Source organism: Sphingobacterium hotanense, assembly GCF_008274825.1.
GTDB classification, from domain to species: Bacteria; Bacteroidota; Bacteroidia; order Sphingobacteriales; family Sphingobacteriaceae; genus Sphingobacterium; species Sphingobacterium hotanense.
On the sequence record NZ_CP030848.1, the window covers coordinates 4037952 to 4064942 of the forward strand.

Sequence of the window (26991 nt, forward strand, 5' to 3'; positions counted from 1 at the left end):
TATATAATTTTAAACTTACCTTTTACAGGGCTGTTCTAAAGTTTTGTGCACTTTCTTTTACCTCTGGCATATTATTCTCCCAGTTGTATTCGTATTCTGCGGAGAACATCCCTTTAAAGTTTTGGCGTTTTAATTCGGCTTGCACTTCCTTCAGTCCTAATTTCCCGGTTCCCCAAGGCACATCATGCGCCTTTTTGTTGCCGAATTCATTCAGGTCTTTGAAGTGGAGGTGTACGATTCTGCCTTCTAATTTCTTTAGGCAGTCGATCGGGTTCAAGCCCGAGCGCATCCAGTGGCCCACATCTGCTGTTGCGCCCATACGCTTACTGCGGCCGTCTAAGGCTTTTAAGACAACGTCAGGGTTCCAATATATGGATGGGGTTGGGTGATTATGGATGCCAACAAGGATATCGTATTTGTCTGCCAGATTAGAGACTACACCAAGCATTTCTTCTTTTGGTTCACAGTTGATGACTTTGACGCCCATATCTTTAGCAAAGGCGAACACCTTATCCCACTCTTCTGCGTCTTTGGCTCCTACGACACCATAAGCGTGCAATGTGATCTTTTTATCTTTAAGAAGTTTCTTCACCAGGTCCCTTCCTTCTTTGGAGAGTTCATAGGTCATCTTCTCGGTGCTTCCCGCACCGATTGTTTGCCCTGGGAAGGCCTCCACAAAACGCAGGCCGGCGCTATCGATTTTGTTCAATGCATCAGCAAAAGAGAACATACGGAAGGTATAGGCTTGTGCGCCTAATTTCCAGCCCAACTTTTCTTCCGGAAAAGACTGTTGTGTGTTGCCTTGTTGCGCTTTTCCATTGGTTGCGCAGGATGTTGCCAGCAACATAGCCGATGCAGCACATCCGAAGAGTAACTTCTTAAATAAATTCATTCGTATTCGTTTAGTTGATTGTTATGCTTCAAAATGAGGCAATGCCGACGCTATGCGCGCAATCACTTCCTTTTTTCCTAAAAGCTCTGCAATCTTGAATACGTCGGGGCCAAACTTACCACCAACTAACATAATACGGAAAGGCATCATCAACTCGCCGATCTTCATTCCTGAATCTGCAATCTTTCCTTTAAAGAATGACTCTAGACTTGCTGCTTCCCAAATGGGCTGTTCTGCAAAGTCTGTCGCGATTTGTTTGAAGAAGGCTGTTTTGTCAGTGTTCCATTTCGGTTTAACGGCATCAACGTCGTATTGTGCAGGCTTTTGGAAGAAGAAAGAGGCTTGCTCCCAAAAATCTTCAACGTAAGTTAGTCTTTCTTTAACTAAATCCAAGATAGAATTGATAAAATTATCATCTATCCCGTCTGTATTTAGCTCATGCTTCGCCATGATCGCTTTCACCTGTGGCAGAAGTTCGCTGTTATCGGTAATTTTTATCCATTCTTGGTTGAACCACTTTGCTTTTTCGAAATCGAATTTCGCTCCGGCTTTGCTGATGCGCTCAACGGAGAACTTATTAATCAGCTCTTCCATCGTAAAGATCTCTTGCTCTGTTCCGTCGTTCCAGCCCAGCATCGCTAATAAATTGATGAAAGACTCCGGTAAGAAACCACGCTCACGGTAACCAACAGTCAGTTCACCAGTCTTCGGATCGGTCCAGTTCATCGCATACACCGGGAAGCCTAAGCGATCGCCATCGCGCTTGCTCAGCTTACCTTTTCCGTCAGGTTTCAGGATAAGCGGCATGTGTGCCCATTGCGGCATCTCATTCTTCCAACCCAAATACTCCCACAATAATAGGTGTACCGGTGCAGAAGGCAACCATTCTTCACCACGGAAGACATGGGATATTTCCATGGCTTTATCATCCACGACAACCGCCAAATGGTAAGTTGGCATGCCGTCAGCTTTCAAAAGCACTTTATCGTCGACTAATTTTGTTTCAAAACTTACACGTCCACGTATCATATCATCAAAAGAAACGACTTCATCTTCCGGCATCTTGATACGGATCGTATGCGGCGTTCCTGCTGCTAATAAACGTTGTGTTTCCTCTTCGCCTAAGCTTAAAGAGTTACGAAGATCCATGCGGTTATCATGCGCATAGCGGAAGTTTGGTTGCAGCTTACGCTGCTCGTCTAATTCTTCTGCTGTGTCAAATGCATAATATGCATTTCCATTCTTTACTAATTCTTCCGCAAATTGACGGTAAGAAGGCTTGCGCTCACTTTGACGGTAAGGCCCGAAAGCTCCTTCATTCCAAGGGCTTTCATCTGGTGTTAATCCGCACCATGTTAAACATTCTTTGATATATTCTTCAGCACCTGGTACAAAACGCGTCTGATCGGTATCCTCGATACGAAGGATAAAATCGCCGTTATGATGTTTTGCAAAAAGGTAGTTGAACAATGCGGTTCTGACACCGCCTAAATGTAACCCGCCTGTAGGACTTGGCGCGAAACGAACCCTTACTTTGTTTTGTGAACTCATAACCGCAAAATTAAGCATTTCTTTATTTTGTTTGTTGAAGCTATTGGAAAATCATTAATTTGCTGACAATAATTGGGTCTATGAAGCAACATCCGTATCGATATAACAAGCAACAATGGAAGTTTTTATTGTTTTTATTTGCGGCCTTGATTGCTACGGCCTCACTTTTATATAGCAATTACCTGGTTAAAAATCTTTCAAAATCCGAACGTACCAAGGCAGAGGTCTGGGCGATGTCTACCAAGAGCATTGTGACGATGCCGGATGTGAACGATGAGTTTATCAGTTTTATTTCCGCCGTGCGCGATAGTTTGAGCTTGCCCGCAATTATTACGGACGAGAATGAAACGATTGTTGCCTGGCGCGATTTAGACAGCACCAAGACCGACAACAGTGCAGACCCAGACTCGACCAAGCAGTATGATCCGGATTATTTCCAAAAGCAGCTGAATAAAATGAAGAAGGCCCATCCGCCGATTCATATTTCTTTGGATAGCGGGCAGGAATGGCGCGTGTACTACCGTGACTCGGATGCCTTAGCGCAATTACGTATATTCCCGTATTTGCAACTTTCGCTGATTGCGATCTTCTTAATTATTGCCTATACGGTCTTCAATTCCATTCGAGATTCGGAGCAGAACCTGGTTTGGGTGGGGATGGCCAAGGAGGCCGCTCATCAATTAGGAACACCTATTTCATCGATGATGGGTTGGCTAGAGCTTGCTCGTGTTACGTACGATGCCGAAGACGACAGCGTCTTCAATGAGATGGAACGTGACATCAAACGCTTGGAAATTGTTGCTGATCGTTTTTCAAAAATTGGCTCTACACCTTCACTCTCCAACCATGCAGTTTACCCGGTCGTGGAAGAGTATGTGAATTATTTTAAAGTTAGAACCAGTCAGCGTATTACATTCGAGCTTGAAGGCGACCAGCAGGTGGAGGCAAAATTGAATGTGCAAGTATTCGATTGGATCATCGAAAACCTGCTAAAAAATGCGGTGAATGCTATCGAAGCTGAAGGTAAGATTAGCATTAACATTTCTGAAAACATTGCAAAAGAAGAAATTTTTATAGACATTAGCGACACCGGAAAAGGTATCCCTAGGGCAAATTGGGAGACTATTTTTCAACCAGGATATACGACCCGCAAACGAGGCTGGGGCTTAGGGCTAAGTTTGACGAAACGTATGGTCTACTACCATCAGGGACAAATTTTTGTTAAAGAATCCGAAATAGGAAAAGGAACCACATTTAGAATTATCTTAAAAAGTAATTTACGCTATGAACCAACTCAAATCTGATGAATACCCAGCGATATTCAGTGACTATATAGAAACCGTAACTGGGGACGTTATGGAGGAGCTGACGAGCCAAATCGAGACATTTCCCGAATTTATTGCGAGCATTCCAGAGAGTATGGGGTCCTATGCATATGCCGAGGATAAATGGACAATCAAAGAGGTGTTATGCCATATCTTGGATTGTGAACGGGTGATGGCCTATCGGGCGCTACGCTTCGGGCGAAATGATATGACTGCATTAGCAGCTTTTGAACAAGACGAATTTGTATCTAACGGACGCCATAACGAGCGCAAGTTAGCTGATATTGCAGAAGAATTTATTCACTTAAGGAAGGCAAATCTATACTTATTTAATGCCTTTGATGAAAACGAACTTGCCCGAAAAGGTATGGCATCCGATCGATTGATCAGTGTGAGGGCGCTATTGTATGTTATTGCTGGCCACCTTAACCATCATGTGATTATCTTGAAAGCTCGCTATTTGAAGAATCAAAACTTAAGTAACGATGTGGTTTAGAGAATATTCTTTGGAGGAAATCAACTCCTATTTCGCCATCAATATGACTGGCTTTCTCGATATCAAAGCAACTTCTATCACAGAAGACGCCTTAGTTGCTGAGATGCCCGTTACAGAAAAGGTAAAACAGCCATTCGGCATTTTACATGGCGGTGCATCTGTTGTTCTTGCGGAATCTGTGGGGAGTATCGCTTCGGCGTTGATTATCGACATGGACAAGTATGCGGCAGTTGGATTAGATATCAATGCCAACCACCTTCGTCCTGTAACTAAAGGCAAGGTTTTCGCAACTTGCAAGCCCCTTCATATTGGAAAGACGACGCATGTATGGGATATTCGCATTGCCGACGAACGCGGAAAACCAGTGTGTATTTCCCGGTTGACGATGGCGATCATCAAGAAGCCTTAAAAAGTTTGAGAAAAATATACTATTCATAAAACAATCATCTTAAATGTTTGTTCAACCATAAATACTACCATTTTTTGGTTTTATGATACGGTTTAGGTTTTTAGAGAGACGTCGCCCATTCGATGTCTCTCTACCTTTTATAAACCCTCGATTAACAGCAATTAACGTAAAAAACATTACCTGATATAAATAGGGAATCATCAACAATTTGTTACAAATGCAATCGATTGTCTAATAAATTACGTTTTAAAATATGGATTTATTTTATTAGCCTTGTGACTATCAAAAAATTCATAATCGATTAAATCAATTTTATGACCACTCAGAATAATCAATCAACCGTCGGACCAATGATTATCATTGGTGCCCTGTTCTTTATTTTTGGATTCGCAACTTGGCTAAATTCCCTATTAATTCCTTACTTAAGAATTGCTTGTGAGTTGACTGAAGTACAATCGTACTTTGTGACCTTCGCATTCTACATTGCATATTTAGTGATGGCGCCGGTTTCGACATGGGTATTGAATAGATTCGGATTTAAAAATGGTATGGCGATATCACTTGGTATCATGGCAGTAGGTGCCCTATTATTTATACCTGCAGCCTACTCGCGTACGTATTTATTATTCCTGACCGGTTTATTTGTCATGGGTGGTGGTTTAGCCATCTTACAAACAGCTTCAAATCCCTATATTACTATTTTAGGACCTGTAGAAACTGCTGCAAAACGTATCAGTATCATGGGTATCTGTAATAAATTTGCTGGTGCTCTTGCTCCGATTATCTTAGGTTACTTTTTGAACTTAAGTGAGGCAGATAAAGTACAACAATCTTTAGCTACGATGAGTCCTGAAGAATCGGCACAGGCTTTGGATAAGATCGCCTTACAGGTGGTTAACCCTTATATCGGTATCGTTGTAGTGTTGATCATTTTAGCAGTTTGGATTTCGCGCGCTAACCTTCCTGAAGTAAAAGGTGACGAAGAAGAAGATGCAACACATCACAATGTCTCTGAAGGCAAGCAAAGTATTTTTGACTTCCCACATGTGATCTTAGGATTCATCTGTTTATTCTTATATGTAGGTGTTGAAGTATTGGCAGGTGATACCATTATTGCTTACGGAACTTACTTAGGAATTCCATTAGATACGGCTAAATTCTTTACCTCGTTCACGATGGTTTCTATGGTTATCGGTTATATCGTTGGTATCGTTGCGATTCCAAAATACCTTTCTCAAGAGACCGCTTTAAAATTATGTGCTATTCTAGGTGCGATCTTAACGGTAGGTATTGTTTTCACTGATGGTATGGTTTCCCTAACCTTAGTAGGTTTATTAGGTTTAGCCAACTCATTAGTATGGCCTGCGATTTGGCCATTGGCATTAAAAGGAGTTGGTAAATTTACGAGTGCGGCATCAGGTATTCTAGTAATGGGTATTGCCGGTGGTGCTGTTATTCCATTAATATACGGTCAAATTGCACACTCAGTAGGCTCACACCAAGCTTATTGGATCGCATTGCCATGTTATCTGTATATTCTTTATTACGCAGTAGCGGGTCATAAAGTTCGAAAATAAGACGTTTAAACATATTGTTAACGGAGATAGGTTACTATCTCCGTTTGTTTTTTAATCTAGGCTTCGTATATTCGAGAATTCAAGTTTTGAGAATATGAAAAAAATTGCATTAACACTCCTGCTAGCTTCAGGACTAATCTTCAGCGCACAACAAGCTGATGCGCAGATTAAATTACCTCCTGCGAGTAGTACACAATTTATACTTCAAGATTTAGGGATCAGCCAAGTTAGCGTAGTCTACCAGCGTCCAAACATGAAGGGTAGAACGATTTTCGGTGATCTTGTTCCATACGATCAAATTTGGCGTACAGGCGCAAACAACGCGACGAACATTACGTTTCAAAGTGATGTAAAAATCGAAGGTCAGAATTTAGAGGCAGGTACTTATGCATTGTTCACCATTCCTGGAAAAGAGGAATGGACCATTATTTTCAACAAGAACGCGAAACAGTGGGGTGCTTATACCTACGATAAAGCAGATGATGTTTTGCGCGTTAAAATAAAACCACGCGCATTAACCAACCCAATCGAAACATTTACCATTGCTTTTGAAGAGGTAAACGATCAGAATCTAAAGGCTTGCTTACTATGGGAGAAAACGAAAGTTTCCTTCTTGATCGAAGTAGATCAGAAAGCAGAGATCTTAGCAAGCATTGATGAGGCAATGCAAGGTGAGAAAAAGCCTTATTTCCAAGCAGCTCAATATTACTATACCCATGGCTTAGATATCAAGAAAGCGGCAGAATGGATGGTAGAAGCTGACAAAGGCAATACTAAAGCAGCTCATATCAAATATTGGAAATCCTTGATCTTGGCGAAAGCTGGCGACAAAAAAGGTGCGATAAAAGCTGCTGAAGAGGGATTGAAGATGGCGAAATCCCAGAACAACGGTGAGTATGTAAAGTTGAATACGCAAGCATTAGAAGCTGCTAAGAAATAGTAGTTCTTAACGAGCATAAGTAAAAGCGCCCTTGGGATTCCAAGGGCGCTTTTCTGTGATGTTAATTCTTCAATGCCTGAAATAATATTTCGACAGGATGGAGCGCGGTTTCGGATGTTCCATCTTTTATTTGATGGCGGCAACTTGCACCCGGTGCGGCGATGATCGCTTCTTTTGATTTCGCGCGGACCGTAGGAAATAACACGAGCTCACCGATCTGCATAGACATCTCGTAATGCTCTTTCTCGTATCCAAAGGAACCAGCCATACCGCAGCATCCGGAAGGTATATTTTTAACTTTGTAGTTTGCGGGAATCGCTAAAATCTGGTTTACTGTTGCCAACAATCCCCAGGCTTTCTGTTGACAGTGGCCATGTAATAAGATTTCCTTCTCTTCTGCTGTGAACTGCGACGAGGAGATATTTCCTGCTTGGAATTCCTCCCATATAAACTCTTCTATGGTCAATGCGAATGGCGCAATTCTCTCGGCTGCTTCCACGAGGTGCTCATCCACAAGATCGACGTATTCATCCCGGAAGGTCAGTATTGTCGATGGCTCTACAGCCACCATCTTGGTATTGGAATTTAATCGGTCGGCAAAAATAGCAACATTTCTATTCGCCAGTTTTTTTGCTTCGCGAAGAAGCCCTTTAGACAAAAGCGCGCGTCCGGAGAATGCGTGTGGCACCATGAGTACCTGGTACCCCAATTTTTCCAGAAATATAACGGCTTTCTTTCCTAAATCAACTTCATTGAAATTGGTAAACTCATCGCAGAAAAAATAAACTGACTTGATCGGCTGTTTGCCGGCGATATAATCTTTATCTTGTTGGGTGTACCATTTTCTTAGGGTCTTATTAGCAATCTTGGGAATATGGCGTTGCGGCGCAAAGCCCAAAATACGCTTCACAATCCCTCCTGTCAGTTTATTCCCGACCACAGCATTGTATAAGCCGGCGACAGGCTGCATTAGCTGCGTAAGAGTATCCACGTGGCCAATCATCCTAGAGCGCATCGGAACACCATTGGCATCGTAATAGCCTTGTAGGAATTCGGCTTTGAGTTTAGCCATATCGACACTGGAAGGACATTCGGATTTACAGGCTTTGCAGCTTAAACAAAGATCCATGATCTCTTTGATCTCCTCATGATCAAAGGGATTCTCTTTGCTTGAGTGCGTAATCATTTCGCGCAGGATGTTTGCTCTGGCTCTGGTCGTATCCTTCTCGTTCTTGCTCGCCATATACGAGGGACACATGGTTCCTCCCGACAAATGGGATTTTCGACAGTCTCCAGATCCGTTACACTGCTCTACATGTTGAATGTAAGTTTGATTCGGATAGCGGAACACCGTCTTTATGGCACGATTCTGCTGTCCCGGTTCATACCGCAAGAAGCTATTCATGGACGGCGTATCGACGATCTTTCCCGGGTTAAATATACCCCTAGGATCCCAGGTATGCTTGATCTCTTTTAATAACTGATAGTTATGGTCGCCAATCATTAATGGGATAAACTCACCTCTTAAGCGGCCATCACCATGCTCTCCACTGAGCGATCCATTGTATTTCTTTACGAGATGAGCGATTTCCGATGCTATTTCCCGAAAGAGCTGATTGCCCGCCTCGGTCTTTAGATTGATGATGGGACGTAGGTGTAGTTCGCCGGTCGCCGCATGTGCATAATGCACCGCATAGAGGTTATACTTTTCCAGAATCTGGTTGAAGTCTGCAATATAGGCGGGCAAATCTTCTACCGCGACGGCCGTATCTTCGATCACCGCCACTGGTTTATCATCGCCCGGAACATTGCTCAGTAAGCCTAGCCCGGCCTTTCGTAAATCCCACACCAGTTTCTTGTCGGCTCCTAGAACCAGCGGGAAATGGTAGCCTAGTCCGTGTGCTCGCATTTCGGCTTCTACAGCCTCCACTTTGCGGAATATTTCGCCCTGATCTTTGCCATCATACTCGACGATTAAGACCGCAGCAGGCTCCCCTTCCACAAAGAAACGGTTCTTTGATTGTTCTAAATTATCTTTTGTGCGCTCAAGGATATAACTATCCATCAACTCACTAACGAGCGGCTTGTGCTTCAGCGCAATGAGGTTAGCATGCAGGGCATCTTGGAGGCTTGCAAAGTGAACACAGAGCAGACCGGTAGGATTTGTATTTAAAGGATCTACATGCAGCTTTATCTCGGTGATGAAGGCAAGTGTACCCTCAGAGCCACAAATGAGCTTACAGAAGTTAAAAGGCTCCTTTCCTGCGGTAAATGGATCTGTATCCAAAAGCATGTCGATCGCATAGCCGGTATTACGGCGCATGATAGCGGCCTTTGGAAAGTTCGTCCTGATTTCCTGCTGATTCGGATAATTGCTCAACATGGTTCGGATATGCTTGTAGATTTTACCCTCCAGGCTGTCCAAACTACATTTTTCATTAAATTCTTCGAAGGACAACGCTTTGAACTCGACTTCCGAACCATCACTAAGTAACGCTTTTATTTCTAAAGTATGCTCGCGGGCACTGCCATAGATTAGCGAATTAGATCCGCAAGAGTTATTGCCGACCATACCGCCGATCATCGCTCGGTTGGCAGTCGACGTTTCGGGTCCGAAGTATAATTGATGCGGCCTGAGGAACCTGTTCAACTCATCACGAATGACTCCCGGTTGTACCCTTACCCAATTTTCCTCTGCATTTACCTCTAAAATGGAGGTAAAATACTTCGATACATCGACCACAATTCCGGACCCTACAACCTGTCCTGCGAGGGACGTTCCGGCCGTACGTGGAATTAAAGAAACCTGATGCTGATTTGCAAATTGAATGAGCAGGGCTATGTCCTGCTTATCTTTTGGATAAGCGACTGCCAAAGGAATTTCGCGATAAGCAGATGCATCTGTTGCATACAACAGACGCATTTTCTCATCCCAATAAAGTTCACCGCCTAATTGAGGTGTAAGCAGAGCCAACTCCTCTTCTATCATCTTCTAACCTTTTATTTGAGTTGTGTATGTACTTTCGAAAATCTTATCAGCATTGTTGGTTTCAAAACCGTCTCGACGATGCTTTGCTTCAATCTGCTCTTTTGGAATATCTTTAAATTCAGGTAGTACGGAGCGCTCAGCGAATTCTACATAGCTGCCTGCAATTTGTATGGTCTTTCCATCGGCAAAAGTAGCATCATAGAGTGCTGAAACCGTACTGCTCTGACGAAGTAATCCGTCTTCGCTGGTCTTTATCTTTCCGCCGGAAGTATTCAGCTTAACACCAATGCTTTCTAAGAAAGCGTTGAATTCTTCCAACGTATTATAACCATCTTTCAATTCGTGGATACTGATGGTATAGTGGTTGAGGTAATATCGATTGTAAATTACCCATGCCGCATATTCGCTTTCTGCTAAAAGTGTCTGATATTCTTCGGAAGTCGGCAAATCCCACAGTGGTTTCTGCAAAAATGCTGCCGCCTCCTCGCCATTGTTAAGATCTAAATGATCTACAGGATCGGAGGTAATATCTTTTGTATATTTTATAATGATGTCCTGAACCGGCTGGCTCAGTTCTGAAACTCTTAATTCTGAAACGAATATTCTGGGATATTCCGGAGAAGGTGGAGCAAACCAGTAAGCATCTAGTTTCTTGCCTTCGAAATAGAAATAATCTTTCTTCTGATAGCCGAAAGAAAGGAAGATTTTCTCGAAGGATTTAATGCCAAGATTAGGGACACCTAAAGTACGGAAGGCGATATGGTCATTTACGATATCATCTTGCGACTGTACAACTTCGCGCTCCAACAGTGCTTTGGTAATTTTATCTACATCAGCGACATTTTCACGGTAGTGCTCGAATAAATCGTTTAACACAATGTCGATGGGCTTCTTTTCCTCGAAATGCATAACAATAAAATTTAGATTTATATAATGAATAAAGTTATCGAAAAATCGATAAATAACAACAATTATTCAATAAATAATGGTCGTTAGTAAATTTTATTCAGCATATTAGAGTTCTTCCGCAAGAATCTTCTCTAACTCCTGTGCAGTTAGATTCATATTTATGTTGCCATCTTTTGCAAAGGAGATTTCGCCTGTTTCTTCTGAAACAATAACTGCGAAAGCTTCCGAAACTTCCGTCACGCCGATTGCGGCACGATGTCTAAGTCCGAACTGCGGAGGAAGATCATCAGAGTCCGACAGCGGCAATACCGAACTAGCGGTCATGATTCGATTATCGACAATGATGACAGCCCCATCGTGTAAGGGGGAGTTTTTAAAGAATATGCTCTCCAGAAGGCGCTTCGAAACGGGCGCATCGATAATAGTGCCACTCGTTTGATAGTATTCCTCATCAAAATAACGTGAGAAGACCAGCAATGCACCTGTTTTAGATTTTGACATGTTCTGGCAGGCCTCGACGATCGGCTTTATAAATTCGGTATTATCTGCGTGTGTAGCTTTCTTTGTTCCAAATACGGACCAAAAGAACTTCTTACGGCGCAATGATATATTCTTTCCGATGTGTAGGAGGAAACGTCGTATCTCTTGCTGGAATACAACAATCAATGCAATGGATCCTACGGATATGAAACCGCCGAATATCTCCGTCAGCAGGCGCATCTCCATCTGCTTCACAACAAGATAGATACCATAGAAAAGCCCTACTCCGATTAGAATATTAACGGCGATAGTTCCTTTGATCAAGCTATACACATAGTAAATAATGATAGCTACCAGAATGATATCGATAAAGTCAAGCAGGCGAAAGCCGCTTAAGAGATTGAAATCCAGTCCATCCATATAGCATGCAATTTAAAAAATTTTATCCATTGACGCAGGTATAATAATTCATAAATTGACCGAACATCCCTGCTTAAAAGTGTAAATTTGTAAAAAGACGATCAGTATGACTAAACTATCCGTAAATATTAACAAAATAGCGACATTACGTAATTCGAGAGGCGGCAATGTTCCGAATGTGTTAACTGCCGCACTTGCTTGCGAACGCTTCGGAGCCGAAGGAATTACCGTTCATCCGAGACCCGACGAGCGCCATATCCGTTATCAGGATGTGTATGACTTGAAGGCTAATATTCAGACAGAATTCAATATCGAAGGTAACTGTCAGGAACAAAAGTTTATTGACCTGGTGCTGGCAAATACGCCTACGCAGGTAACCTTAGTGCCGGATGCATTAGGTCAGATTACATCAAATCACGGATGGGATACCATTAAGTACAAAGACTACCTTTCAGATATGGTGAAGCTCTTTAAAGATAAGGGAATTCGTGTATCTATTTTTGTGGATCCAATTGAGGAAATGGTGGAAGCTGCCGCAGAAACAGGCACCGATCGTATCGAGCTATATACCGAAGCTTTTGCTGCAGAATATGGGTTTAATAAGGAAGAGGCTATCGCTCCTTATTTTAAAGCAGCGCTGAAGGCACGCGAAGTAGGACTAGGATTAAATGCCGGTCATGACTTGGACTTAAATAACCTTCAATATTTCAATCAGCATATTCCGGAGTTATTAGAAGTAAGTATTGGACATGCATTAATTGCCGATGCTCTTTATCTAGGTTTGGAAGAAACTATCAAACGCTATTTGGCGGCATTGAAATAGAGATAATAACATAAAAAAGAGGGCGCTATTGAATCAATAGCGCCCTCTTTTTTATGCTCTGGTATTATTCAATACCTTTAAATATTCTATTCCATCTGACTTTGGATAAGAATGTTCCGTCTTTATCCCAGCTCATCCATGTAAATAATGCTTTACCTACGATATGATCTTCTGGCACAAATCCCCATCCTCTAGAATCTAACGAGTTATGTCTGTTATCTCCCATCATCCAAAAGTAATTCATCTTAAAGGTATAAGAATCGGCTTTCACGTTGTTGATATAATATCCATCGCCACGTTGTTCGAAGGTGTTGCCCTCGTGAATCTGAATTGCTTTTTCATATAGAGGAACAGTCAAACTATCCAGCTTTACGGTCCATCCTTTCGCAGGAACGTGAATAGGTCCGAAGTTATCATAATTCCAAACGACACCGCCTTTATAATGCGGAAAGGCAGAAGCGCCGGGACTAGCATCCTGAGGCTCGAAGACTTGCTCTCTAAAGCTTTTCACGCTTTCCCAAGACTTCACTTGATCAGCCTCTTCTTTCGTCATGTGCAACACGTAAAATCCCATCCCTGGCTCTGTATTTACTTGATCGACTTCAATACGCATATCTAAAAGACGTTGCATATTTAAGCCATTCGGCTCAGTTTCTACAATATAATTCGTTTGAAAGTCGGGATCAGTAAATGCAGGCTCACCATTGACAAAAAGTCTTGCGCGCTCCATAGAGACTACATCGCCCGGCAGACCAACACAGCGTTTGATATAATTCTCACGCTTGTCGATCGGTCTTTCAATTTCCTCAGGGAAGTTGAATACCACAACATCATAACGTTTGATGTCTTGGAAACCCGGAAGACGTTTATAAGGCACTTTAATAAGTTCTGAATATGCTTTACCACCAGTAACCGGCATCGTGTGATGTGCAAACGGAAAAGCCAAAGGTGTCATTGGGACGCGAGGTCCGTAATTTAATTTACTAACGAACAAGAAATCGCCCACTAGTAAACTACGTTCCATGGAGCCTGTCGGAATCATATAGGCTTCAATTAAAAAGCCGCGAATTAAAGAAGCTGCTACCGTCGCGAATATGATGGCATCAGCCCACTCACGTCCGGTTGATTTCCTATATGGATATTTTTCTTTGAACTCGTCGGTGGTAGATAGACCTAAATACTTGACGTTAGGATCTTTTCCCCACATCGGAAGTACGATAAAAGGAACTAACACTGCCGCGGCATTTTCCCAAAAGCGACGCTTTCCGAATGCCTTGATGAAGTTCAAGTATAGATCGTAGAAGATGAAGATATTGACTATCGGGACGAATAACCATATCACCCACCAGGTCGGACGACCCACGAGCTGCGCCATTACGTATTGACCATAAATTGGCACTACGGCTTCCCAACCTTGTTTTCCAGCTTTTCTATATAACAACCAAAGCCCATAAAGTGCTCCGATTGTTGCTATGGCAAAAATGATATACCACATAAATTTCTAATTATTAAAATCAAACATTTCAGTTACCTGAAAAAAACCCTTCTTTCCTAAAAGCCATTCGGCTGCAATAACCGCGCCCAATGCAAAGCCTTCGCGGCTATGTGCTGTATGCTTAAATTCTATCTGATCAACCTCTGAGCTGTATAAAACCGTATGTGTACCGGGAACTTCCTCAATACGCAAACTCTCAATCAACAGTTCATCTGGCTTCGGAATAACCTCTTCTCCTGAGCCTTCAACCGAATTTACCCAATTCTTCTTAGCATCAGTATTTTCTAAGATTCCCTCAGCGATAGTAATTGCCGTTCCACTTGGAGCGTCCAATTTATGGATATGGTGTATCTCCTCCACCTGAACGTCATATTGCTTATAAGGATTGATCGCCTTCGCAAGCATCTTGTTAATATGAAAGAATATATTAACGCCTATGCTAAAGTTGGAGCCATACAATAAAGCCTGATCAGCTTCAATACAAGTCTCACGAACTTCATCTAAATGGTCATACCAACCGGTAGTTCCTACAACCAAGGGTAAATTTGCCTCAAAACAAAGACTGATATTCTCTAATGCTGCATGCGGAGTGCTGAAATCGATTGCTAGATCTGCATCTTGCAGGTCTTCGATTTCTATACTGTCTCTATTTCTTTCATCGACGATAAGAACAACTTCATGACCGCGTTTCATTGCAAAGCGCTCAATCAACTGTCCCATTTTGCCGTATCCCAATAAAACAATTTTCATATGTGGTTAATTGGTTAATTTGTTATTTGATGGTAAATGTCATTTTCATTCCCGGTGTCAGCAAGCTTCTTCCGTTCATTGGCCCCATTCCCACACCAGGCATGGAAGCGTACGTTGGCAAGAAGGTTGGAGATATCTTTAAGCTCAAGTCATTGCTTACGTTCCATCTATTCTTCAACATTGAATCAACGTAAGCTTCAACAATATTAAGACCATACCAACCAACCGTCACTAAGATGGTTAAATCACGGTTCCTTCGCGTATAATCTTTCTGCTTGATTAATCCTGCCTCATCCCATCGTCCGAGCGGGGTATCGGTTCCGGTTCCGAACTCTTGTCTATATTTTAATTCTGCAAGAAACTCCTTATAATACCATTGCCAGTAATCGAATACGACATAGGAGGTTACAAAGCCTCCATAGATTATAGGGACTTTAATCCACCATAATCCCTTATTTGTATATTGACCCCAACCAGGAAGAATCATCGAACGCTTCCATGCAACGCGGGATAAGTGTTCAATCTCTAACCTAGCAGAGTCTTTCTTGATATTCTTGTAGTAGTACTTTGCTCTTTCCTTCTCTGCTTTTTCACGAGCCTTCCGCTCAGCACGAGACTCCTTTTTGGTCGTATCTTGTGCTTCCTTGATCTTTGCGGAGTCTTGGATGGCTTTCATATCCACCGAATCCCGAAGTTTCACTGTTTTATTCGTTTCAGGAATGGTGTCCTTTACTTGCGCAATGCTTAGAGTAAAGAAAAATAGAAAAGCAAGTAGCAATGTAAATCTCATTACCAATCTAGTAATTCTAAAATTCGGCTTAAATCATCTTCAGAAGAAAAAGGGATGACAATTGAGCCTTTTCCTTTGGTAGCTTTTAGATCTAGTTTCACACGGGTGGCGAATTTAGACGCTAAATCATCTTCAATTTTTTGGTATTGAAAGTCTAGTTGATCTGTCTTCTTCGGCTTGCGTCGTCTTTTCTCATCAGCTTGCTGGATTTCACGAACTAACTGCTCTGTTTTACGAACAGAAAGCCCTTTTTCCAGGATCTCTTGGAAGACAAATAATTGCTTGTCAACTTCCCCGACATTGATTAAAGCCCGAGCATGTCCCATTGATAAATCGCCATCACGAATAGAGGCTTGAATTACCGGCGGCAATTTTAAGAGGCGAAGATAGTTGGTTACTGTAGATCTGTTCTTAGAAACGCGATCACCAAGCTCTTCTTGTTTTAAACTACACTCTTCGATCATACGTTGGAAACTCAACGCAATCTCGATTGCATTTAAATTTTCACGCTGAATGTTCTCTATCAACGCCATTTCCAACATCTGTTGGTCATTGGCGGTACGAACATATGCAGGGATCTCTGTGATACCTGCCATTTTCGAAGCTCTTAACCTACGCTCACCAGAGATAAGTTGATACTCGTTTTTCCCTACTTGGCGAACGGTAATAGGCTGAATTAAGCCCTGAACTTCGATCGACTCTGAAAGCTCACGTAATGCTTGCTCATCAAAATCAGTTCGCGGTTGAAAAGGATTTATTGCGATTTGGGCTATTTGAATAAAATTGATACTGCCCGCAGGAGCGCTTGGTGTTTTAGGAGCAGATGTATTATTTCCTGAAGTATTTCCTACTCCAATATTTTCTTGCTGTAATAAAGCACCTAATCCCTTACCCAAACCCGTTTTACGCTGTTGTGCTGCCATACTATACTGTTACTGTTTGCGTATTTTCTTTTAACAATCCGTTCTTCTCTAAAATCTCACGTGCTAGATTCAGGTAGTTGATAGCTCCCTTACATGAGGCATCGTGCATAATCACGGATATACCGAAGCTTGGCGCTTCGCTCAGACGCGTATTGCGTTGGATAATTGTATCAAATACTAAGTCGTGGAAATGTGTTCTCACTTCTTCTACCACCTGATTTGATAATCTTAAACGAACGTCATACATCGTCAATAATATACCTTCGATTTCTAACGCGGTATTCAATCTATTTTGTACAATTTTGATTGTATTTAATAATTTCCCTAAACCTTCTAATGCAAAGTATTCACATTGAACCGGGATAATTACCGAATTTGAAGCTGTTAATGCATTAATTGTGATAAGCCCTAAGGATGGTGAACAATCGATGATGATAAAGTCATAGTCATCTTTCACCTCATCCAAGATACGCTTCATTTTAAACTCGCGCTCTTCTAAATTGATCATTTCAATCTCGGCACCTACCAAGTCTATGTGAGCTGGTAATAAATCTAAATTTGGAGTATCTGTATGTTGAATAGCCTCTCTAGGGTCTAAATCATTAACCAAACATTCGTAAATACTAGCTTTAATTGCACGAGGATCGAAACCAATACCAGAAGTAGAATTCGCTTGTGGATCTGCATCAACTAAAAGTGTTTTATATTCTAAAACGGATAAGCTCGCTGCAAGATTGATAGAGGTAGTGGTTTTCCCGACTCCTCCTTTTTGATTGGCTATGGCAATAATTTTTCCCATGATGATTCCTCAGATTTTGAAACTTCGTCTACTGTGCCGTTGCAAGTTTCAATCTGCAAATTAACATACCTTTGTGATATTAGACACTTAAATGATGTTAAATTTCTTAATTTTGAAGCTATTCTCATGCACAGTATACTCAGGATGCTAAGATACAAAAAATTGAATTAGGTATCGACAACCATCTAACATGCTTTTTATAAGTAACATATAAACAATGAATTTAATTATCTCTGGTACAAACCGCAAACGTTCTAACTCCTTAAGAGTCGCAAAATTCTATCAACAAGAGCTTGAGCGACGTGGTGAAGAGTTCGAAATCCTGTCGTTAGAAGACCTTCCAGATAATCTTTCTGTAACAGATCTCTATGGTCAACGCAGCGAAGAATTCGCTTCGATTCAGGAAAAAGTGTCCGCAGCGCGCAAATTCATTTTCATTATCCCCGAATACAACGGAAGCTATCCAGGCATATTAAAACTATTCGTGGATGCCTGTTCATTTCCAAGTTCATTTTACCATAAAAAAGCAGTACTTGTAGGGCTTTCCACCGGAAAATACGGCAATATCCGAGGTGTAGACCATTTTACAGGGGTATGCAACTACTTAAGAATGCATGTGCTTCCTTTGAAAATACATATTCCTCTGGTTCAAAACGAGTTGAATGAAGAGGGAAACATTAATGATCCCCTCACGTTAAAATTCATTGATGAACAGATGGAGGAAATAGCCAAGTTCTAAATCAATTCCGATACGTCTTTCTATTGTTGATGTAATTGCCTATTTTAGAATTCGCAGTATCACATCAACAATTCCTATGCACAAACTTTTAAGCATATCCGCGCTCTTATTGGTTGTTTCCGCTTGCACAAATCCCAATAGCGAGGAGCACATATTCAACGGTAAAAACCTAGACGGTTTCCATATTTACAATCAAGGAAAAACGAACTCCAAATGGAAGGTTAGCGATGGCGCTATCCTATGCGACCCTAAATCTGACGGTATCTTTGGGGACCTTGTGACCGATCAAGAATTTGAAAATTTCGAACTCAGCTTTGAGTGGTGGGTGAAAAAAGGCGGCAATAGCGGCGTGTTCATCAATGTGAAAGAAGATACAGCTTATGCTGCTACCTTTGCGACAGGATTGGAGATGCAGCTTTTAGATAATGCAAATGCTGAACATCGACATCAAATCGACTCCACGCATTGGGCCGGATGCCTGTATAGCGTCGAATGCAACTCACAAAACTCAAAGCCTAAGCCCTATGGCGAATGGAACACAGCCAAAATTATCCAGAACAAGGGTATTGTGAGCTTTTGGCTCAATGATAAGCTAACCTTTCAAGATGATATCAACAGCGCTGCTTTCGCGAAGAAAGTTGCGAACAGCAATATGAAAAATTACCCGGCGTTCAACACGTTCAAAAAAGGAAAAATTGCTTTTCAGAACCATACCGATTCTGTAGGATTCAGGAATATTCGCATTAAATCGTTGTAAACATTCGCTCCATTTTTCGCGGGTCAGACAAATTTTAAAACCAAATACTATTAGGACGATCGTAGCGTTCTACAGGTAGGACAAGAAATTACAGCTACTTCGGTAAAATATAATCGAAATGTCATAAATAGATTCGGTATCTAATTTATTTATAATGATTCTAAATAAGCTGTATATTTATATCCACGAAGGACGAAAAACTTCATTTTCATACAAAGTCCTGTTTACCCGCATAAGATAGGTATGCGGGTAAACCAGGCACAAGAAGAATCCTCAAGATATAAATTCGAAAACTCTATGGCCTGCAACAGACCAACTATACTTGCCCGAAACGAACTAGGATTTATTAGTATACCTGATGGCTCCAATTTGATCCACCTCTGCTTTAACAATCTCCATATAAACTTCTCCGCCGACGAATTTATTGCGTTCCGAAGAATTGTGAAAGATCTGCTTCAGGAAGATTGTCGAATCCCTTTCCCCGACGGAACCATGCGCGTCTTATTAAACACGCCCTATGAGGGATTAAATTTCTCGTTCAACAACTTGGAACTAAATCAACTTGCCAGCACGCTCGATGAAGCATACTATATGCGGATGATTTATTCATACATGAACGACTAGGGGATCATGTACAAAAGTTGTGGAGGGGATAAAAAATAATTAGATATTTGTGCTTTGATATTTATACAGATGCACGAATCTTTCAACGCGTTAATGCCCTTAATTATTCCCGAAGGAGTTTCCGATTATTTTGAGATGACCCACTATTCCAAAGAAGAAAAAAGACTGGATATCTTTCTGGAGGAACTCAATAATAGACCTGAAGAATATCAAGGCCAGAAGTTGATTTCCAAGGGGTTTTTCGAACCCGTTACCCTTCAAGATTTTCCTATCCGTGGCATGCAGGTCTATCTTCATGTCAAGCGCCGCAGGTGGCTCAATCAGGATACCGATAAAGTAGTCTACAGAAATTGGGAACTAGTAGCCAAAGGGACGCGCATCACACAGGATTTCGCAGCTTTTTTAAAAGGTATCAGCGGACAACCAGGCTCATAGCATTCAGACCATCAGTTCATTCTATGGGATATCAGCCAGTAAACTAAGGAGATACTACCGCAATAAACTGAGCGGTTTCCAGGATTGGGAGCATCGCGAAAATGCGCGAGATGGATTGATCTTCCCACAGAATGTCAGCGGCCATCTTTCTATTGACGAGACCTGCCTATCCCATGGCGAGCTCTATACCGTTGTCACCAATAAAGAAGCACGGGGCAAAAAAGGGACTATTGTAGCCATACTGAACGGGACAAAATCAGAGAACATTATCCCGATCCTTCAAAAGATCCCACAGAGATTACGAAATAAAGTTCAAGAGATAACGCTTGATCTAGCCGGTAATATGGGATTGATAGCCAAAAGATGCTTTCCCAATGCTGTTCAGGTAATAGACCGTTTCCATGTTCAGCAACTTGCTACCGAAGCGCTTCAGGAAATAAGGATAAAGCACCGCTGGCAGGCCATTGACGATGAAAATCAGGCAATTGACCAAGCACGAAAGAATAAGGAAACCTATTTTCCGGAAGTCCTATCCAACAGTGAAACCATCAAACAGTTACTTGCAAGAAGCCGATACCTGCTTTATAAAAGTGAACATAAATGGACTTACGAGCAAAGAGAAAGGGCTGCTGTACTCTTTGAGCGATATCCTGATATTGAAAAGGCGTACAGGCTATCCCAAGAACTCTCTTGGATATTCAACACCACCATAGATAAGATCTACGCCTTTACAAGGTTGGCAAAATGGGCGGATAAAGTGGAACAGGCTGGCTTCAAGTCATTCAACACCGTCTCCAGAACCATAAATATCCATCACAAAAAAATATTGAACTACTTCGACAACAAGAGTACAAATGCTTCAGCAGAATCTTTCAATGCAAAGATAAAAGCTTTCAGAAGTCAGTTTAGAGGTGTAGGTGACATCAATTTCTTCCTGTTCAGATTGACCAAATTATTTGCGTAGTCCACAGGTTTTGAAACTGATCCCGACTAGGACGAAATCAACGATTTTCTGATAATAAAAGGAATAAAAAAAGCATCAATTTCTTGATGCTTTTTTGTGGAGGCTACTGGATTCGAACCAGTGACCCTCTGCTTGTAAGGCAGATGCTCTGAACCAGCTGAGCTAAGCCTCCTTTTTATTTTTGTGGAGAATACTGGATTCGAACCAGTGACCCTCTGCTTGTAAGGCAGATGCTCTGAACCAGCTGAGCTAATTCTCCTTTTCCGTCTTGCGGTGTGCAAATATAGGTCTAAAAATTGATTTGCAAAATTATTTCAGAAGATTTTTATTAAAAAATCAGCAATTTATTCAAACCCAAATAGATAAAATTACTTGATTCTACATCCGAGAGCTACGCAAAACCCAAACTCCGCAATATCGCACCTTAAATTTTATGGATAATATCAAAGACAAACGATATCACTGGAACAATCCGGCAACCCCTATTATATCCATGCCCCCCAAAACAGTCTCCATGAATCAATAATTCGAAACCAAAAAACCTATTTTAAGAATGCAGAAAGACTTGCTACCCGCGTTATGCGGACTGCATCAAATAAAGACAAGCGAATGATTAATTAATCGTAGAATTTCCAGGAAACCCCAAAACGAAGGAATGCCGGATTCATTGGATAACGACGAACGGTGTAGTATCCTTTCGGATAAACATGTTGGTTCGCAAAATTATAACTCAAGAATAAGTTTACACGATCAATATTAGCGGTAAGCCAAAAATCAACAATAGGATACGTCGAGAAATTGATTCCTAGATTATCATTGTAGAACTGTCCCGCATTAATCGCGTAAGAAGGTGTACGGAAAGGTGTATTAAAGCGAACATCAGCACCGATCCGGAAGTCCATCACCTTGTACAAAATATTTGCGTAGTAGAGGCTATGGAAAGTATACAACTCCGGTGTAGCCAACACATCCATTGCGTCCGACTTCTGATAAACCACCATATTATCAAAATGGAATTTACGGAATTTGAAATTCTGACCTACTGTAAGTTTCAAAAGGTTTAGATTACCAGCCTGTGTTGGAGTAATCGCTCGTGAGATGACCTGATTAGTTGCCGGGTCGATACTCTCGGTGAAGTATGTATAATTATTGATCAGGAAGTATTCTAACTTACCACTGAAGCCAATCTTCTTATTCGCATAAGAGAAGTTCAGATTCTGCGTTTTTACCTTATCTAAGCCAAGATCTGCCCAAGAGTGGTACGTCAGGTTAGCCGTCTCATAAATCATCGCTGGAGACTGATTTTGTGTATAAGCGCCAATACGCAAATTCCCGATCGCATCATTCACATGTACGTCTGCGTAAGCCTCATATAGGAAGTCGCCAAAGTTTCGACCCAAGAGGATCTGCTTAGCAGCAAAATTGACATCGACCTTGTCACTGAACTTATAACCGATGTTTCCTTTCACCATACTATTTTGATACATCTGAGTAAGTACACTATCCGCATACCAGATCAAATCGTTCTGGAATCCCAATTCCACCCGTGCTTCGTTTTTCAACGTTTTACCACGAAGGAAGAAGCTATAGGTAAAATCATTGGAGATCGTCGTAATTTTCGTCGTGTCATGCACTTCAACGAAACTCGCCAGCGGGAAAGCATTATTCCCATCCGCTTCGTTCTTGAAGAATAAGAATTTCTGTTGCCTGATACTGGAGTTATGCGCGATCAAATTCGTCGGATGAATTTCCGCATCCGGCGCACCCTTATTCACGGTATCCAAACGACCCATGTAGTAAGACTGACGCAGGAAAAAGCCCAAATCTTTCCACTTATTGTAAGGGCGGTCTTTTTGCTGACCATTCAATCGAACAGGATAACGTGCCGGATTTCCTGAACTTTCCGTATTATCCCGAAACAAAGTATCGTTCAATACCGAGCCGTTCTCCGTTGCGTCGACCGTATTAAAAGTAAAGTTCGTCAGTAAGTTATAGCGCTTGCTTGGCGACTCATACCAAGAGAAGATAGCTCCTTTCCGATCGCTATACTCTTGATTTTTGTAATAACCATCGGTATTGCTCGCGTGGTACTCCGCTCCAATATTGAGATTTGGATTAATGTTCTGTGCTATCCGGGCCTTAAATACCTGATCGTCAAAGAAAAATCCGACAGCATAGAGTTCTGAGAACCGCGCTCTCGCACGAAAGTACTCCACAGAATCAGGATGAAGAATATAGCGTTCTAACGCACTATATCCAGACTGAAAACCAATATTCTTATTCGCATTGAACAGGAGGTCGCGTGTCGCTAAACCATAGGAACCCAGGTTGATACTCGGATTCCAAGGCAGATTCTGCTTATTATAATATTGAAAATTAACATGAGAAGTATCTAACTGGTAGGTCTTAGTGAAACGCTTCATCGTCGCCAGATTCGTATAGCGGACGTATTTAGCGGTAAAAACTACGGAATCTTTCTTGTTATCTTCTTTGGCTCGCGCTGAATCGAGCGCCGAACTGAATTCATCTTCCACCTGCGCATATAGCTTCGGTGTAAGTGCAAACAAGACCAATATTAATAACAACCTACTCAGTACACTCATGTAAGGATCTCTAAATAAACGCCCTCAAAAATAGGGCAAAAATCCAAGATTATTGCAATGCAATCAATTCTTTTAAAATACTTGTCATCTTCGGCTCTGCCTCGGTCGCCACTTCCACAATCTCTTTTAACGAAACTGGTTTTAAATCACTGTGGAAACCTTCGTCGGTAATCACCGAAATGGCAAAGACAGGAAGGCTCATATGATTGGCAACAATCACCTCAGGTACTGTACTCATCCCCACAATATCCCCACCGATTATACGCATGTAACGATATTCCGCTCTAGTCTCCAAGTTTGGACCTGGTGCAGAGACATACACAACCTCATGTGCTGTCACGCCTAACTTATTCGCAATCTCCATCCCCTGCTTGATCATTCCTTTATCATAAGGTTGACTCATATCCGGGAAACGCGGCCCCAGATCTTCATCGTTCGATCCTCGCAAGGGGTTGTCCGGTAGTAAATTGATATGATCTTCGATTATACCGATATCACCCTTTTTGATCGCTGGATTCAAAGAGCCCGATGCATTCGAAACAAACAGCTTACTGATCCCCAAAGCCTTCATTACACGCACCGGAAAAGTAATTTCCTGCATATTATAGCCTTCATAATAATGTAGGCGACCTTGCATCGCTACGACACGGCGACCATTCAGGGTGCCAAAAATTAACTTGCCCGTATGAAATTCGACTGTAGATATAGGAAAATTGGGAATATTAGAATACATCATCTGATGTTCAACCTCGATCTCATTGACCAGCTTGCCTAGACCTGTGCCTAATATAATTCCAAATTCAGGAGCGAAATCGCCGATTTTACGGCGTATAGAGTGGATAGATTCGTCGATTAAATGATACATGTGTGCAAAATATACTTAGTAGCCAAAACTACTGGATTTTTTTTGCACACACAAATCATTCAAGCAGGCATTATTTACTGCCGGCAATTTTACCTTCAACCTTACCAGGAGAAGTAATTAGTAACAACAAGTAGGTAATCAAACCGTTGTAAACAATCAGTTCGAATCCAATTTTATAGGCTGTATGCGGCAGCACATATTGATTCAATAAGAATATCAATAATGGTGAAATCACACAGATAAGTGGAACTAGATTATCATTTACTCTTCTTTTCGTTAAGATACCGAAAGAGAATAGACCCAATAAAGGACCATAAGTGTAACCTGCAATCTTGAAAATCGCTGATACCACAGATTCATCGTTTATCCAATGGAAAAGAAGAATGACCAATAGCATTACAACAGAAAACCCAAGGTGAACGAAGTTACGTTGTTTGACCAACTTAGGATCGTTTGGATTTTCCTTTTTATTGAAGTTCAGGAAGTCAACGCAGTAAGATGTGGTCAGCGCTGTAAGTGCTGAGTCGGTCGTAGCAAAGGTTGCTGCAGTTAAACCCATCATAAATATAATACCCGGCAACAAGCTTAAATGACGTAACGCAATTTCCGGATACAGATAATCTGACTTCCCTAAATCTGCTAGTTTAATGCCGTTCGCATCTGCATAGAAATACAATAATGCTCCCACTGCCAAGAAAAACAAATTGATGACGATGAAAATACTCGTAAAGGTCATCATATTCTTCTGGGCCTCACCAATAGTTTTCATACTTAAGTTCTTCTGCATCAAATCTTGGTCTAAGCCTGTCATTGCAATCGTAACGAACGCGCCACCGATAATATGCTTCCAGAAATGTCTAGTATCTCCTAATAGATTTTCCCATACGAATATCTTCGAATAAGAACTGTCTTTAACCTTTTCGAAGGCTTCGAAAACCGTTAATCCAAGACCATCAGCCATGAAATAAATCGACAATATAACCGCCAACAACAAAAACGTCGTCTGAAGTGTGTCAGTGATAATGATGGTCTTCAAACCACCTTTGTTGGTATATAACCAAATCAAAACTAAACACACCGCTACAGTTAAAATAAACGGCACATTCCAAGCATCAAAAATATAGCGTTGCAGTACGATAGCAACTAGATATAAACGGAACGCAGAACCGATGGTTCTGGAAATCAAGAAGATCATCGCCCCTGACTTATAACTCTTATGGCCTAATCGTTCTTCTAGATACGTATAAATAGAAGTCAGGTTCATGCGGTAGTAAAGCGGCAGCAATACGTAGGCGATAATTACAAAGCCAATAGCATTTCCGATTACAAACTGAAAATAGCTGAAATTATTCGGGTCTGACATCCCTCCAGGCGTATTACCTACATCTCCAGGAACGGAAATAAACGTAACACCAGATAATGCCGTACCGATCATTCCGAAGGCAACCATATACCATTTGGCATTACGATTGGCAACGAAGAATGTTGAATTATCCGAAGAATCTTTCGACGTGAAATAAGACACCGCCAATAAGATTGCGAAATAAACAACAAGAAAGGATAATAATATAATAGGTGACATATGTTTGTTTAGCTATTCTTTTGTAGGTTGAAGTTATCGATAGCCTTACGTACATTACCGAATTGCTCGATCAATGCCGTAGCTGTCTCTTCGTCGGTTCCGGTCTCTGCCATCACCATACGAACCCCTCTCCCCACTAGCTTGTGGTTCGAAAGCTGCATATCAACCATTTTATTTCCTTTAACACGACCTAGCTGAATCATAACAGCAGTACTGATCATATTTAAAGCAAGTTTTTGAGCGGTACCCGCTTTCATGCGCGTGGAGCCGGTCACAAACTCAGGACCTACAATCAGCTCTACCGGATACTGTGCGATTGCTGCAATTGGCGAATTGCCATTGCATACAATACAGCCCGTAGCGATACCCATTTCATTCGCTTTCTCCAATCCACCGATAACATAAGGAGTTGTGCCTGAGGCAGCAATTCCGATCACCACATCGTTCGTATTGATTGCATACTCTTCAAGGTCTTTCCAAGCTTGGTTCTCATCATCCTCCGCAAACTCAACAGCTTTACGGATGGCGGTATCACCACCAGCAATCAGTCCGATAACCCAATCAAAAGGAACACCATAAGTCGGCGGGCATTCCGAAGCGTCAAGAATACCTAGACGTCCACTTGTACCTGCACCGATATAAAAAAGACGACCGCCTTTTTTCATACGCTCCACGATCACCTTTACTAAGGATTCGATATGCGCAATCTCTCTCTCCACCGCCAACGGAACGGTTTTATCTTCGTTATTAATGTTCGTCAAAATTTCGCGAACAGACATTTTGTCTAAGTCCTGATAATTGGAATCCTTTTCCGTTGTGTTGATCATACTCTGTAGCATTTTGAAATACCTATA

The 26991-nt window shown here is 41.6% G+C and carries 25 protein-coding genes and 2 tRNA genes; 11 read left to right on the forward strand and 16 right to left on the reverse strand.

Features of this window, described 5'->3' with window-relative positions:
* Window positions 1-22: 22 nt before the first annotated feature.
* Together DSM08_RS17070 and gltX are read right to left on the reverse strand one after the other, a co-directional pair.
* Entirely contained in the window at window positions 23-892 is an 870-nt protein-coding gene (locus DSM08_RS17070) for a sugar phosphate isomerase/epimerase family protein (protein ID WP_246172331.1), read from the reverse strand.
* 21 nt (window positions 893-913) lie between these two features.
* Window positions 914-2443 carry a glutamate--tRNA ligase gene (gene gltX, locus DSM08_RS17075; RefSeq protein WP_149527272.1) on the reverse strand — a complete coding sequence of 510 codons (1530 nt, stop codon included), beginning with the start codon at window positions 2441-2443 and terminating at the stop codon, window positions 914-916.
* Between the two features lie 80 nt (window positions 2444-2523).
* Between gltX and DSM08_RS17080 the strand changes: the two genes are divergently transcribed.
* From DSM08_RS17080 to DSM08_RS17100, 5 genes are all read left to right on the forward strand, one after another.
* A complete protein-coding gene (locus DSM08_RS17080) occupies window positions 2524-3747 on the forward strand; it encodes a sensor histidine kinase (protein WP_149527273.1) in 1224 nt (407 codons plus the stop codon).
* A complete protein-coding gene (locus DSM08_RS17085; RefSeq protein ID WP_149527274.1) occupies window positions 3728-4264 on the forward strand; it encodes a DinB family protein in 537 nt (178 codons plus the stop codon). The genes DSM08_RS17080 and DSM08_RS17085 overlap by 20 nt, the downstream gene beginning before the upstream one ends.
* Entirely contained in the window at window positions 4254-4673 is a 420-nt protein-coding gene (locus DSM08_RS17090; protein ID WP_149527275.1) for a hotdog fold thioesterase, read from the forward strand. The genes DSM08_RS17085 and DSM08_RS17090 overlap by 11 nt, the downstream gene beginning before the upstream one ends.
* A 314-nt stretch (window positions 4674-4987) precedes the next feature.
* Window positions 4988-6250, forward strand: coding sequence for a sugar MFS transporter (locus tag DSM08_RS17095; protein ID WP_149527276.1), 1263 nt, complete (start codon window positions 4988-4990; stop codon window positions 6248-6250).
* Between the two features lie 94 nt (window positions 6251-6344).
* The gene (locus DSM08_RS17100) at window positions 6345-7190 is read left to right on the forward strand and encodes a DUF2911 domain-containing protein (protein WP_149527277.1); all 846 of its coding nucleotides are present in this window, start codon (window positions 6345-6347) and stop codon (window positions 7188-7190) included.
* A gap of 61 nt (window positions 7191-7251) precedes the next feature.
* Here DSM08_RS17100 and DSM08_RS17105 read toward each other — a convergent pair whose 3' ends face one another.
* The 3 genes from DSM08_RS17105 to cdaA all read right to left on the reverse strand — a co-directional run bounded on the left by DSM08_RS17105 (window position 7252) and on the right by cdaA (window position 11988).
* A complete protein-coding gene (locus tag DSM08_RS17105) occupies window positions 7252-10179 on the reverse strand; it encodes an FAD-binding and (Fe-S)-binding domain-containing protein (RefSeq protein WP_246172333.1) in 2928 nt (975 codons plus the stop codon).
* 3 nt (window positions 10180-10182) lie between these two features.
* Window positions 10183-11088, reverse strand: coding sequence for a DUF1338 domain-containing protein (locus DSM08_RS17110; protein WP_149527278.1), 906 nt, complete (start codon window positions 11086-11088; stop codon window positions 10183-10185).
* A 105-nt stretch (window positions 11089-11193) separates the two neighbouring features.
* On the reverse strand, window positions 11194-11988 hold the full coding sequence (gene cdaA / locus DSM08_RS17115) for a diadenylate cyclase CdaA (protein ID WP_187773900.1): 795 nt from the start codon (window positions 11986-11988) through the stop codon (window positions 11194-11196).
* Window positions 11989-12094: 106 nt separating this feature from the next.
* On the opposite strand from cdaA, the gene DSM08_RS17120 reads away from it, so the two are divergent.
* Window positions 12095-12811, forward strand: a complete 717-nt coding sequence (locus tag DSM08_RS17120; protein ID WP_149527279.1) for a pyridoxine 5'-phosphate synthase — start codon at window positions 12095-12097, stop codon at window positions 12809-12811.
* 64 nt (window positions 12812-12875) lie between these two features.
* Here the strand turns inward: DSM08_RS17120 and lepB are convergent, their stop codons facing one another.
* Genes lepB through DSM08_RS17145 form a run of 5 tightly spaced genes read right to left on the reverse strand, consistent with a single transcriptional unit; the run spans window position 12876 to window position 17568 of the window.
* Window positions 12876-14306: a signal peptidase I gene (gene lepB, locus DSM08_RS17125; RefSeq protein ID WP_149527280.1), complete on the reverse strand. Its 1431-nt coding sequence runs from the start codon at window positions 14304-14306 to the stop codon at window positions 12876-12878.
* A 6-nt stretch (window positions 14307-14312) separates the two neighbouring features.
* Window positions 14313-15056, reverse strand: a complete 744-nt coding sequence (gene dapB / locus DSM08_RS17130; protein ID WP_149527281.1) for a 4-hydroxy-tetrahydrodipicolinate reductase — start codon at window positions 15054-15056, stop codon at window positions 14313-14315.
* Window positions 15057-15078: 22 nt separating this feature from the next.
* Window positions 15079-15846: a DUF5683 domain-containing protein gene (locus DSM08_RS17135; RefSeq protein WP_149527282.1), complete on the reverse strand. Its 768-nt coding sequence runs from the start codon at window positions 15844-15846 to the stop codon at window positions 15079-15081.
* Window positions 15846-16769 (reverse strand): ParB/RepB/Spo0J family partition protein, encoded by a 924-nt coding sequence (locus DSM08_RS17140; RefSeq protein ID WP_149527283.1) that lies wholly within the window; start codon window positions 16767-16769, stop codon window positions 15846-15848. Before DSM08_RS17140 ends, DSM08_RS17135 begins: the two co-directional genes overlap by 1 nt.
* A gap of 1 nt (window position 16770) precedes the next feature.
* Window positions 16771-17568 carry a ParA family protein gene (locus DSM08_RS17145; protein WP_149527284.1) on the reverse strand — a complete coding sequence of 266 codons (798 nt, stop codon included), beginning with the start codon at window positions 17566-17568 and terminating at the stop codon, window positions 16771-16773.
* Window positions 17569-17785: 217 nt separating this feature from the next.
* Here DSM08_RS17145 and DSM08_RS17150 point away from each other — a divergent pair, with 217 nt between their 5' ends.
* The 5 genes from DSM08_RS17150 (at window position 17786) to DSM08_RS17170 (ending at window position 21087) form a co-directional block, all read left to right on the forward strand.
* The gene (locus DSM08_RS17150; protein WP_149527285.1) at window positions 17786-18307 is read left to right on the forward strand and encodes an NADPH-dependent FMN reductase; all 522 of its coding nucleotides are present in this window, start codon (window positions 17786-17788) and stop codon (window positions 18305-18307) included.
* Between the two features lie 76 nt (window positions 18308-18383).
* Window positions 18384-19064 (forward strand): 3-keto-disaccharide hydrolase, encoded by a 681-nt coding sequence (locus DSM08_RS17155; protein WP_149527286.1) that lies wholly within the window; start codon window positions 18384-18386, stop codon window positions 19062-19064.
* A gap of 243 nt (window positions 19065-19307) precedes the next feature.
* A complete protein-coding gene (locus tag DSM08_RS17160; RefSeq protein ID WP_149527287.1) occupies window positions 19308-19688 on the forward strand; it encodes a DUF6686 family protein in 381 nt (126 codons plus the stop codon).
* Between the two features lie 69 nt (window positions 19689-19757).
* Window positions 19758-20123 carry an ISAon1 family transposase N-terminal region protein gene (locus DSM08_RS17165; protein WP_149526966.1) on the forward strand — a complete coding sequence of 122 codons (366 nt, stop codon included), beginning with the start codon at window positions 19758-19760 and terminating at the stop codon, window positions 20121-20123.
* Between the two features lie 28 nt (window positions 20124-20151).
* On the forward strand, window positions 20152-21087 hold the full coding sequence (locus DSM08_RS17170) for an ISAon1 family transposase (protein WP_223110921.1): 936 nt from the start codon (window positions 20152-20154) through the stop codon (window positions 21085-21087).
* Window positions 21088-21184: 97 nt separating this feature from the next.
* On the opposite strand, the gene DSM08_RS17175 is transcribed toward DSM08_RS17170, so the two are convergent.
* The 6 genes from DSM08_RS17175 to murQ all read right to left on the reverse strand — a co-directional run bounded on the left by DSM08_RS17175 (window position 21185) and on the right by murQ (window position 26964).
* A tRNA-Val gene (locus tag DSM08_RS17175) sits at window positions 21185-21259 on the reverse strand.
* Window positions 21260-21271: 12 nt separating this feature from the next.
* Window positions 21272-21346 (reverse strand) — tRNA-Val (locus tag DSM08_RS17180).
* Between the two features lie 358 nt (window positions 21347-21704).
* The gene (locus tag DSM08_RS17185) at window positions 21705-23690 is read right to left on the reverse strand and encodes a putative porin (RefSeq protein WP_149527288.1); all 1986 of its coding nucleotides are present in this window, start codon (window positions 23688-23690) and stop codon (window positions 21705-21707) included.
* 49 nt (window positions 23691-23739) lie between these two features.
* Window positions 23740-24555, reverse strand: coding sequence for a purine-nucleoside phosphorylase (locus tag DSM08_RS17190; RefSeq protein ID WP_149527289.1), 816 nt, complete (start codon window positions 24553-24555; stop codon window positions 23740-23742).
* Window positions 24556-24625: 70 nt separating this feature from the next.
* The gene (locus DSM08_RS17195) at window positions 24626-26137 is read right to left on the reverse strand and encodes a sodium:solute symporter (protein ID WP_149527290.1); all 1512 of its coding nucleotides are present in this window, start codon (window positions 26135-26137) and stop codon (window positions 24626-24628) included.
* 8 nt (window positions 26138-26145) lie between these two features.
* The gene (murQ, locus tag DSM08_RS17200; RefSeq protein ID WP_149527777.1) at window positions 26146-26964 is read right to left on the reverse strand and encodes an N-acetylmuramic acid 6-phosphate etherase; all 819 of its coding nucleotides are present in this window, start codon (window positions 26962-26964) and stop codon (window positions 26146-26148) included.
* Window positions 26965-26991: the final 27 nt, after the last annotated feature.